The sequence below is a fragment of the Rhizobium quercicola genome (assembly GCF_021168455.1).
Taxonomy (GTDB): Bacteria; Pseudomonadota; Alphaproteobacteria; order Rhizobiales; family Rhizobiaceae; genus Ferranicluibacter; species Ferranicluibacter quercicola.
The window spans coordinates 48,971-59,453 of sequence record NZ_JAJOZR010000019.1; the positions used below are offsets into that span (position 1 = coordinate 48,971).

A 10,483-nucleotide genomic window follows, 5' to 3' on the forward strand; every position below is an offset into this window, starting at 1 on the left:
GTGCATCCGGGCCTAAAACGGACGGGGACCGATGGCCAGTCGACCCCGTCTAAGATGGATTGCTCAATCTCGTCTCGCGGCCCAGGACACAAAGCGCGGAATGCCGTGTCGTCCAGGTACCGGGACCATCCTCTTGAAGAACCCATTACCAAAAAGCCGATGATGTGGGGGCTTTTGGGTAATACGTTCGAAAAACGGTCAAAGAGAGGCAGCCCTTTCGGGCCGCCTCTCTCTGTCATAAAGCCAGATTACTTGACGTCAACCTTGGCGCCAGCATCTTCGAGCTTCTTCTTGAGGTCGGCAGCTTCAGCCTTGGAAACGCCTTCCTTGACGGCCTTCGGAGCAGCTTCGACCAGGTCCTTGGCTTCCTTGAGGCCGAGGCCGGTGATCGCGCGGACTTCCTTGATGACGTTGATCTTGTTAGCGCCGGCTTCAGCCAGGATAACGTCGAACTCGGTCTTTTCTTCCTCGACGGGAGCAGCAGCGCCAGCGCCGCCGGCAGCAGCAACGGCCACCGGTGCAGCAGCGGAAACGCCCCACTTTTCTTCGAGAAGCTTCGACAGTTCTGCGGCTTCCAGAACGGTCAGCGAGGAGAGGTCTTCAACGATCTTAGAGAGATCAGCCATTGTCATAGTTCCTTTTGTTCAATTCGAACCGATGTTGATATAAACAGCGAAAAACCGCCTTATGCGGCTTCTTCGTCCTTCTTGGCATAGGCCGCGAACACGCGGGCAAGCTGGCTTGCCGGTGCTGCAACAACGCCTGCGATACGGGTAGCCGGGGTCTGGATCATGCCCAGCAGCTTTCCACGCAGTTCATCCAGCGAAGGCAGGGTCGCAAGCGACTTGACGCCTTCCGCATTCAGCGTTGTGGTACCCATGGAACCACCGAGAACAACGACCTTGTCGTTGGTCTTGGCGAAATCCACGACGACCTTGGGAGCCACGATCGGGTCATTGCTGTATGCAATGAGCGTCTGACCCTTGAAGAGATCAACGATCCCTTCGGACTCCGTACCCTGAAGGGCAATCTTGGCCAGGCGGTTCTTCGCGACTTTGACGGTGCCGCCAGCTGCGCGCATCTTCGAACGAAAATCGTTCATTTGCGCAACGGTGACGCCGGCATAGTGGGCCACGACAACCGAACCGGAAGCCTTGAAGACTTCGTTCAGCTCCGTGACGAATTCGCGTTTTTCCGCTCTTTCCACTGCCTATCTCCAGTTGGCAGACCGCAATCCTGCAGGCCTGCCGGGTTTGCCTTTGCCGCGCGGGATCGAAACGATCCCGGGCGACGCTCGAGGATCCTGTCCCCTGCGAAGCGCCGCGAGGCGCTCACAAGGCAAGCCGAGGTTCGAACCGATGTTTCCCTCGGCCGGAGCCTCAGGACAAATTCGGGTCTCACCCGTCTCATGCAGGCATCAGTGATTAAGGGATAACCACCTGCAATCTCGGACAGGAGTTCCAGGCCGAAGCCTGGATATCCGGTCCCGAAGGACCGGAATTCGTGTTCGGCAGGGCCTGCGCCCCGCCGGCCGGATCAGGCGACGCTGAGCGTCGACAGATCGATCTTGACGCCCGGACCCATGGTCGAGGAAATCGCGATGCGCTTGACGTAGTTGCCCTTGGCACCTGCCGGCTTTGCCTTGACGACCGCATCCGCGAAAGCACGGATGTTTTCTTCCAGGGCGCCCGGAGCGAACGAGGCCTTGCCGATGCCGGCGTGGATGATACCAGCCTTCTCGACGCGGAACTCGACGGCGCCACCCTTGGAGGCCTTGACGGCGCCGGTGACGTCCATGGTCACGGTGCCGACCTTCGGGTTCGGCATCATGCCGCGCGGGCCGAGAACCTTGCCGAGACGGCCGACGAGCGGCATCATGTCCGGGGTCGCGATGCAACGATCGAAGTCGATCTTGCCGCCCTGGACGATCTCGACGAGATCTTCGGCGCCGACGACGTCCGCACCGGCTGCGCGGGCTTCGTCAGCCTTGGCGCCACGGGCGAAAACGGCGACGCGAACGTCGCGGCCGGTGCCGTTCGGCAGGTTGACGACGCCGCGGACCATCTGGTCTGCGTGACGCGGGTCAACGCCGAGGTTCATGGCCACTTCGATGGTTTCGTCGAACTTGGCGATCGCCCGTTCCTTGACCATGCCGATAGCGTCCGACAGGCTGTAGATCTTCGTGGGATCGACGCCTTCGCGTGTCTTCTGTACGCGCTTTGCAAGCTTTGTCATCTTACGCCACCACTTCCAGACCCATGGCGCGGGCGGAGCCCTCGATCATGGTCATCGCGCCTTCGATATCGGCTGCATTCAGGTCCTTCATCTTGGCTTCGGCGATCGAACGGATCTGGGCCTTGGTGAGGGTTGCGGCAGCACCGCCCTTGCCCGGAGTCTTGGAACCCGAGGTGATCTTCGCTTCCTTCTTGAGGAAGTAGCTGACCGGCGGCTTCTTCATCGCGAAGGTAAAGGACTTGTCCTGGAAGTAGGTGATGACGACCGGGATCGGCATGCCCTTTTCCATTTCCTGCGTGGCGGCGTTGAACGCCTTGCAGAATTCCATGATGTTGATGCCGCGCTGACCAAGTGCAGGACCGATCGGCGGGGACGGATTGGCCGACCCTGCCTTCACCTGCAGCTTGAGCTGGCCCATAACTTTCTTAGCCATTACTCTCTGCCTTTTCTCTGTCCGACCCCCGGATGCACCATGACGGCGCGTCGCGGATCGGGCGTTCGACCGGTTTCCCGGTCACGGATGCCGTATCTCGATGAAATGCGGCGGCTGCGGTTGCGTGGTGCGGTTTCCGGGTCCGGCTAAGAGCCCTTCCCCTTCCACGCGGTGGCGGCGATATCGCCGCCTGAAGATCCACCCCTGGGCGGATCGTCATTCGTTGACTCAGACCTTCTCGACCTGAGCGAATTCGAGATCGACCGGCGTCGCGCGACCGAAAATCGAGACTTCGACCTTCAGGCGGGCGCGCTCCTCGTCGACATCCTGAACGATGCCGTTGAACGAGGCGAAGGGGCCGTCCGAAACGCGGACCTGCTCGCCGACCTCGAAGGAAATCGACGGCTTCGGCCGATCCACACCGTCCTGCACCTGACCGAGAATGCGATCGGCTTCGGAATCGGGAATCGGAACAGGCTTGTTGTCGGACCCGAGGAACCCGGTGACCTTCGGCGTGTTCTTGATGAGGTGATAGGCCTCATCCGTCAGGTTGGCGCGAACCATCACGTAACCCGGGAAAAACTTGCGTTCGGCATCGACCTTGCGGCCGCGACGGACTTCGACAACCTTCTCGGTCGGAACGAGGATCTTTTCAAACAGATGGCTCAAGCCCTTCTGTTTGGCCTTCTCCTCGATCGACTCGGCGACCTTCTTCTCGAAGTTCGAATAGGCGTGAACGATATACCAACGCGGAGCCATGTTCATTCCCACTCGATTAGATGCCAACATTGAGGACGAGGCCGATGAGCCAGCCCATCAATTGATCCGCAGCAAAAAAGAAAGCCGCAGCAAGGATGACCATGATGAACACCATCAGCGTGGAGATCACGGTTTCCCGGCGGGAGGGCCATGTCACTTTTGCCGTCTCGGAGCGGACCTGCTTCAGAAACGTTACGGGATTAGTCTTCGCTGCCATTGATTGCTCACGCCTTGACGGCCCGTAAAGCTGAATGCTCAGCCCCACGCGCCGCGTGTCTGTTGGACCCTACATAAAGACCGATTCTGAAAATCACAAGGACTTTCCGATCTTTTAAGCGAATTATGCCGTCCGGCACCGGGGGCGCCGAGCCATCGTCCCGACCCGCGAAACGCCGCTTCATCGGGGTTTACGACACTAATGTCGCGGGGTGATGAGGCGGCGGCGGTGTGGAAATGGCAGGGGCAGCCGGGCTTGAACCGACGACCTGCGGTTTTGGAGACCGCCGCTCTACCAACTGAGCTATACCCCTTCACGGCGCAGACGGAACAGCTCCGGGGAGCGTATCGTCGTCGTGTCGGCCGTGCGCTCCTTTAAGACGGGCGCGCCGGATTGGCAAGAGGGCTTTTCATCTTTTCGGCCGGGACCGCGCCCTCTCCCGGCAAATGCGTCCATGGGCTACCAGTTGAAGGCGTAGGACAGGCTGATGCTGGCCTGCCTGTCGTCCCGGAACGGTGCTGCCAGCGTTGCCGTCACGTTCATCTTCCGCGTCACCTTCTGCTCCACCCGCACAAGGTTGGAGAAGTCGAGCGTTGCCGCGGAATAGCTGCCCTCCGCGACGAGCGCGGTCCCCGTCGCCACGGCCGAAAGACGGGCCGACTGGCGGATGACGACGTCGTCGCAGCGCTTGAGATGCGCGTTGCAGGAGACGTTGATGCCGCGGATGCGTTGCAGATCGAGGCGTTCGTCAAGGATCCGCTTTCGTTCCATGCCGAGATCCAGACTGCCAGTTCCCGTCCGGGGATCGAACATGCCATCGACGGTCCGGCTGGTCACCACCGCCGTCCGGGCCCCACGACGAACGGCGACACGCGCCCAGACATCGACCGGCGTGTCCTCGACGCGGCCGGACCGGGTTGCGGCGACCGACACATCCGCGCCGGCGCTCGCCTCGCCGTCCACCGGAAGCTTGACACCCATCCGCAGATGCATGCCGTTCTCGCCCGACCTCGTCGGCTGCCAGATCAGGCGATCCTCGGCCTGCGCGGCCAGCGGCAGACTGAAAGCCATAAACGCACAGCAAGCGACGGCGAAAGCCGTTGGGGATATCGGGATCATGTGCGTGTTCCACCGTTCGGAGCTGCCGGTCGAGACCGATCGACGGACATGCCCTGCCGAAAACCCGTCACCTGGAACGCGGACCGCACAGGTGCCGTTGCCCCGGACTGTCCGGGAGCGAAGGCTTCGCACCGCTATCGTGCGTCGAAGCTTTCCCAGGATAGACTGGGCAGCCGCCGCGTGAAACCCCCAAAACTTAAGGGGGTATTCTCAAGATGGCATGGCGCGCGAACGGCCCGCGCCATGCCATGGTCAGAGAAACGCCTCAACCGGAAACCGGCACGTATGTCCGCCAGTCATGGTCCTGGCGAAAGCCAAGAACATCGCGGATCTTGGCGTTGGACAGCAGGCTCTCATAGGTCCCGAGGTCGCGCTGGACCGGCACGTTCGGGAAGAACGCCCGCAGAAGATCCGCCGTCGGTGTGTTGGCGGACGTCGTATCGTTGGCGGCGTTGAACACCTGGAAACCCAGTCCGTCCCGCTCGATGCCGAGCTTGCAGATCTGCCCGAGGTCCCGCGCGTCGATGTAGCTCCAGGCGATGCGCTTGCGGATGGTCGGATCGGCGAACCATGTCGGGAACATCGCATATTCATGGGGCTCGATGACGTTGCCGATCCGGATCGCGTAGATATCGATCCCGAAGCGCTCTGCAAAGGCGCGGGCCGTCTTCTCGTTGAGCACCTTGGACAGACCGTAGCTGTCCATGGGGCTGACATCGTCGTCTTCCTCCAGCGGAAACTTGGCGACGTCGCGGTGCCCCTCGGCAAAGCAGATGCCGTAGGTCGTCTCGCTGGAGGCGACGAGGATCTTGCGGACGCCGAATTTCGCGGCGGCTTCGATGACATTGTAGGTGCCGATCGTGTTGATGCGAAAGGTCTCGTTGTCGGGCTTGATCAGGATGCGCGGAATCGCCGCGAAGTGCACGACGGCATCGTAGGGCTGCATGCCCCTGCCCTTGCCGATCGGCGCGCGGTCGAGATCGGGCATGTCGGCATGCATGGACAATGCGTTGAAGACCTGTCCGCTATCCGTGATGTCGACGATGAGATTGGTGACGCCGGGATGGTCGAGCGGCACGAGGTCGAGATTGTGGACCTCATAGCCGGCGTCCACCAGATACGGCACGACATGCCGGCCGGCCTTGCCGGCGCCGCCGGTAAACAGAATGCGTTTCTTCACAATATATCCTCCAGAATGCCAAGGCGGATCTAACGCATTGGGAGAGGAGAACAAGCGGGAGGAGGAGAGATGCAGCCGAACATCCGTCTTCAGGGGCGCAAACGAGAAAAGCGCCACCCGAGGGCAGCGCTTTTCCTATGTTATCCACCGATCGACGACACGGCACGAACATGCCGTGTCGTCGTTGCGGATTACTCGACGATCGAAGCCACGATACCGGCGCCGACGGTGCGGCCGCCTTCGCGGATTGCGAAGCGCAGCTTTTCTTCCATCGCGATCGGAACGATCAGCTCGACGGCAACGGTGACGTTGTCGCCCGGCATGACCATTTCCGTGCCTTCCGGCAGCGTCACGATGCCCGTCACGTCCGTCGTGCGGAAGTAGAACTGCGGACGGTAGTTCGTGAAGAACGGCGTATGACGGCCGCCTTCTTCCTTCGTCAGGATGTAGGCTTCGGCCATGAACTTCTTGTGCGGCTTGACCGAACCCGGCTTGCACAGGATCTGGCCACGCTCGACGCCGTCACGCGTGACGCCGCGAACGAGTGCACCGATGTTGTCGCCGGCCTGGCCCTGATCGAGCAGCTTGCGGAACATTTCGACGCCCGTCACCGTCGTCTTCGACGTTGCGCGGATGCCGACGATCTCGACTTCCTCACCGACCTTGACGATGCCGCGCTCGACGCGACCGGTCACGACCGTACCACGACCGGAGATCGAGAACACGTCTTCGATCGGCATCAGGAACGGCAGGTTAATCGGACGCTCCGGCGTCGGGATGTACGCGTCGACGGCGGCCATCAGTTCGCGGATCGCGTCTTCGCCGATCTTCTTGTCGCTGTCTTCGAGAGCGGCCAGAGCCGAGCCCTTGATGATCGGAATGTCGTCGCCGGGGAAGTCGTAGGACGACAGGAGTTCGCGAACTTCCAGCTCGACGAGCTCGAGAAGTTCGGCGTCATCGACCTGGTCGACCTTGTTGAGGAACACGACGATCGCGGGAACGCCGACCTGACGGGCCAGCAGGATGTGCTCGCGGGTCTGGGGCATCGGGCCGTCGGCGGCCGAGCAGACGAGGATCGCGCCGTCCATCTGGGCAGCACCGGTGATCATGTTCTTGACGTAGTCGGCGTGGCCGGGGCAGTCGACGTGGGCGTAGTGGCGGGCCGGCGTCTCGTACTCGACGTGCGCCGTCGAGATGGTGATGCCGCGGGCCTTTTCTTCCGGAGCGGCGTCGATCTGGTCGTACGCCTTGAACTCGCCGAAGTACTTCGTGATCGCTGCCGTCAGCGACGTCTTGCCATGGTCGACGTGACCGATCGTTCCGATGTTCACGTGCGGCTTGTTGCGTTCAAACTTGCTCTTTGCCATGGGTATGTTTTCCTGTGATCAATGAGATACGGCCCGGCAGGCCAGTGTGCCGCCGGCCGGTTTGGGGAGGCGTTTAAGGGTTTCGCAAGGATTGCGCAAGGCCTATTTGCGCCCGTGAAAATGGCCGGAAGATCCCCGGGAAGGAACCATCGACCGTCAGCGCCGCATGTGGGATGTGCTCCGGTCGAATACAATGGCGGAAGGGCGCGCGGGATCGGCGTTCTGCCGCATCGTCGCGCGCGGATTGACGGTTTGTCTTGAAGCTGGAGCGGGTAGCGGGAATCGAACCCGCGTATTCAGCTTGGAAGGCTGCTGCTCTACCATTGAGCTATACCCGCGGGGGTCTTGATCCGTGCGACAGAATGGTGGAGGGAGTTGGATTTGAACCAACGTAGGCTGAGCCAACGGATTTACAGTCCGTCCCCTTTAACCACTCGGGCATCCCTCCAGTATTCCGTCGGGATCAAGCGACCAGTTCGATCTTCGAAAGCGGCTGTTTGTGCCGCCCCTTGATCTGCGCCGGGTATATGACCGCCTCGTTTCCTCCTGTCAACACGACGTCACCAGTTTTTTCAAAAGATGGAAATCTTCCACAGCCGATCGCCAAATGCCCCGCCGCTCCGTCCCACGAGCCGCGGGAAAATGGTTTCCCTGCCAGCCCTTGCCCGATATAGGTTCAGCATGAGCAAAGATCCTTCAGGCGACAAGAGCGCCAAAGACACCCATTACGCAACGCTGCGCCGGGCACATCGCGACCAGAAGCGCGAGCGCGGAGAGATTCCGACGCCGCCCGACGATCGCCGCGCCAAAGGCGGCAAGGCTGCGTGGCAGGCGCCGCCGCTCGCGCCCGATCAGGTCCAGCTCTACGGCATCCACACCGTCAAGGCAGCACTCGCCAATCCGGAACGCAAGATCGTCAGCCTCTCGGCAACCCTGAACGCGCTCGTGCGCCTGGAGATCAAGAACACCGAGTCCCTGCCCTTCCCGGTGGAGATCGTCTCGCCGCAGGATCTCGACAAGATCCTCGGGCCCGACGCCATCCATCAGGGCGTCATGCTGGAAACGAAGCCCCTGCCCGTGCGCCGGTTGTCCGCGCTCAAGGACAGCCCGCTGATCCTCGTCCTCGATCAGGTCACCGATCCGCACAATGTCGGCGCGGTCCTGCGCTCGGCGGTGGCATTCGACGCGGGCGCCGTCATCACCACCATGCGCCACAGCCCGACCGAATCGGGCGTCATGGCCAAGTCCGCCTCCGGCGCCATGGAGCTCATCCCCTACATCCAGATCACCAATCTCGCCGATGCGCTCGAAGAGCTGCACGGCCTCGGCTTCCACTCGATCGGCCTTGATTCGGACGGTCCCGCACCGCTCGAAAGCACTTTCGTCGGCGAGCGTGTCGCGCTCGTGCTCGGTGCCGAAGGCAAGGGTCTTCGCCAGAAGACCCGCGACACGGTCTCCGCACTCGCCCGCCTCGACATGCCCGGTGCCATCAAATCCCTCAACGTCTCCAACGCCGCCGCCATCGCGCTCTATGCCGCGCGCGCCCACCTGAAACGGTAGGCACGCGCGGCACCGGCACGCATTTCCCGCTTTACACGCCGGAGGAATCTGCTAATTCCTCCGCAGCTGCCCTTATAGCTCAGTTGGTAGAGCACCTGATTTGTAATCAGGGGGTCCCGGGTTCGAGTCCTGGTGGGGGCACCAATCATTTCAGGCGCTTAGGTCGCCTTTTCAGGGTAACACCCTGACCGTCAAACACCTTCGGGTAACAAACTGGGTAACAGATCAGGTTTTTGCCAAAGCTGGCAAGAACTCGCCGGTTCCCAGATCAGGGATCCGTTCGGCTGACCTTTTGGGGAATTCTCCCCAAAATGGCAGAAACTTGATTTTCCAAAACGGGGGACCGGGCTTCTACTGTATTGCAGTAAAAGTCGGACCCGTGGCTTTCGCTCTTTTTTGAGCAGAAGTCGGACGGTTTGCGTCCACGAAATCCGTGGGCGCACCGCTCGCTTGAACCAAGCCTGCCCGACCGCCATCTACCTTGCAGCCATAAGGCACGGTCGAGAGATGGAGATAGGGAATGAGTTTCGGCGACAAGGTGGCGAAAGCCGAAAACGAGATCAAGCAGGCGGTCGATGATCTGGCGAACGAAGGCGCTTACGACGTCGATGACTACGACGGCTTCAAGTTTCACGGAAGCTTCCTGGAGAACGGGACGCCCGGGCCAAACCCTGTCTTTACGTTCTATTTCAAGCACGACAAATTTCGGGCCGTGCAGACTGTCGCGGAGATCGAGAAGCGGTGCCCGCAAGCGAAAGCTGACGGCATCCGGTTCGAGCTTCGCTTCGAAGATCCGGCGCTGGCGGACTGATCAGAGGTCCGTCCCCCAATGGGGGTTGAACCACCAGCGGTGGACGGACGCTCCCCCAACGGGGAAAACGTCCATCCTCAAACTGAGGACGGAGACTCTCCTCATTAAGGGATGTTCCCCCGACGGGGGAACATCAACTCCCTGCAGTGCAGGAACATCGATTTCCTGCAATGCAGGAAAAGCCCGAGAATTGATGTTACACCAATGGTGGAAGATCGACTTTTCGCCTCACCGCACCGCCCTTCGCTCCCGGTCCAAACGGTAGCCGCCAGCGATGGTGCTCCGCGGCCTTTCAAGGCCGGCGATCTGGATTGCCTCCTCCACGGTCTGCTCGGCCTCTGTCTGCGCTGCTGTCCACGACAGTCCTTCCTGAATGAACCGAATGCGCAGATCGCGGACAAGATCGCCCTGCGCCACGAATGGACGCAGGCCGCCGAATGATGCCGCGAGCGTCTCGGCAAGGGTCGGCTGGCGGGGCGGACGGAAGAGAGCGTCGAAGGCCTCGATCGTTAGAGCAGGATGTCTGAGGATATTGGACGCGTCCGAAATTCGGACGCTTGGTTCGGCCTCCACGTTCGTCCGAAATTCGGACGAACGCAACTTCGCCTCCTCCAGGCGCTTGCGCTTGTGGAACGTGTTCCGGCACTTGGCTCCGCAGAACCGAGCGTTTTTGTGGATCGTGTCCCAGGACGTGGTGTAGCTTATACGACCACGGCTCATTCCGAAGGGCCGGAAGAGTATCATCGCGCCACTGCTGGCAAGCTAATGAGTGGTTCATCGCTCATTTGCCCGATAGTTTCCA

General features: G+C 61.1%; 12 protein-coding genes and 4 tRNA genes. 3 read left to right on the forward strand and 13 right to left on the reverse strand.

Going from position 1 to position 10,483, the window contains the following annotated elements; translation table 11 throughout:
* Nucleotides 1–248: 248 nt before the first annotated feature.
* The 12 genes from rplL to LRX75_RS22190 form a co-directional block, all read right to left on the reverse strand.
* Nucleotides 249–626: a 50S ribosomal protein L7/L12 gene (gene rplL / locus LRX75_RS22135; protein ID WP_062472481.1), complete on the reverse strand. Its 378-nt coding sequence runs from the start codon at nucleotides 624–626 to the stop codon at nucleotides 249–251.
* A gap of 59 nt (nucleotides 627–685) precedes the next feature.
* Entirely contained in the window at nucleotides 686–1,207 is a 522-nt protein-coding gene (gene rplJ / locus LRX75_RS22140; RefSeq protein WP_062472478.1) for a 50S ribosomal protein L10, read from the reverse strand.
* A 329-nt stretch (nucleotides 1,208–1,536) separates the two neighbouring features.
* Complete coding sequence (gene rplA / locus LRX75_RS22145; protein WP_113152663.1) at nucleotides 1,537–2,235, reverse strand: 50S ribosomal protein L1; 699 nt, start codon at nucleotides 2,233–2,235, stop codon at nucleotides 1,537–1,539.
* A 1-nt stretch (nucleotide 2,236) separates the two neighbouring features.
* A complete protein-coding gene (rplK, locus tag LRX75_RS22150) occupies nucleotides 2,237–2,668 on the reverse strand; it encodes a 50S ribosomal protein L11 (protein WP_110731251.1) in 432 nt (143 codons plus the stop codon).
* 228 nt (nucleotides 2,669–2,896) lie between these two features.
* A complete protein-coding gene (gene nusG, locus LRX75_RS22155; protein ID WP_113152669.1) occupies nucleotides 2,897–3,427 on the reverse strand; it encodes a transcription termination/antitermination protein NusG in 531 nt (176 codons plus the stop codon).
* Between the two features lie 16 nt (nucleotides 3,428–3,443).
* Nucleotides 3,444–3,644, reverse strand: a complete 201-nt coding sequence (secE, locus tag LRX75_RS22160; protein ID WP_062472472.1) for a preprotein translocase subunit SecE — start codon at nucleotides 3,642–3,644, stop codon at nucleotides 3,444–3,446.
* Between the two features lie 237 nt (nucleotides 3,645–3,881).
* Nucleotides 3,882–3,957 (reverse strand) — tRNA-Trp (locus tag LRX75_RS22165).
* Between the two features lie 146 nt (nucleotides 3,958–4,103).
* A complete protein-coding gene (locus LRX75_RS22170) occupies nucleotides 4,104–4,715 on the reverse strand; it encodes a hypothetical protein (protein ID WP_231816763.1) in 612 nt (203 codons plus the stop codon).
* Nucleotides 4,716–5,028: 313 nt separating this feature from the next.
* Complete coding sequence (locus LRX75_RS22175; protein ID WP_231816764.1) at nucleotides 5,029–5,943, reverse strand: NAD-dependent epimerase/dehydratase family protein; 915 nt, start codon at nucleotides 5,941–5,943, stop codon at nucleotides 5,029–5,031.
* 191 nt (nucleotides 5,944–6,134) lie between these two features.
* Nucleotides 6,135–7,310 carry an elongation factor Tu gene (gene tuf, locus LRX75_RS22180; protein ID WP_231816765.1) on the reverse strand — a complete coding sequence of 392 codons (1,176 nt, stop codon included), beginning with the start codon at nucleotides 7,308–7,310 and terminating at the stop codon, nucleotides 6,135–6,137.
* A 264-nt stretch (nucleotides 7,311–7,574) separates the two neighbouring features.
* Nucleotides 7,575–7,648: transfer RNA gene (locus LRX75_RS22185), tRNA-Gly, on the reverse strand.
* A 25-nt stretch (nucleotides 7,649–7,673) separates the two neighbouring features.
* Nucleotides 7,674–7,758: transfer RNA gene (locus tag LRX75_RS22190), tRNA-Tyr, on the reverse strand.
* A 233-nt stretch (nucleotides 7,759–7,991) separates the two neighbouring features.
* Here LRX75_RS22190 and LRX75_RS22195 point away from each other — a divergent pair.
* From LRX75_RS22195 to LRX75_RS22205, 3 genes are all read left to right on the forward strand, one after another.
* Nucleotides 7,992–8,870 carry a TrmH family RNA methyltransferase gene (locus LRX75_RS22195; RefSeq protein ID WP_231816766.1) on the forward strand — a complete coding sequence of 293 codons (879 nt, stop codon included), beginning with the start codon at nucleotides 7,992–7,994 and terminating at the stop codon, nucleotides 8,868–8,870.
* Between the two features lie 68 nt (nucleotides 8,871–8,938).
* Nucleotides 8,939–9,014 (forward strand) — tRNA-Thr (locus LRX75_RS22200).
* Between the two features lie 376 nt (nucleotides 9,015–9,390).
* Nucleotides 9,391–9,681 (forward strand): hypothetical protein, encoded by a 291-nt coding sequence (locus LRX75_RS22205; protein WP_231816767.1) that lies wholly within the window; start codon nucleotides 9,391–9,393, stop codon nucleotides 9,679–9,681.
* A gap of 228 nt (nucleotides 9,682–9,909) precedes the next feature.
* On the opposite strand, the gene LRX75_RS22210 is transcribed toward LRX75_RS22205, so the two are convergent.
* Entirely contained in the window at nucleotides 9,910–10,425 is a 516-nt protein-coding gene (locus LRX75_RS22210) for a hypothetical protein (protein ID WP_231816768.1), read from the reverse strand.
* Between the last annotated feature and the right edge of the window lie 58 nt (nucleotides 10,426–10,483).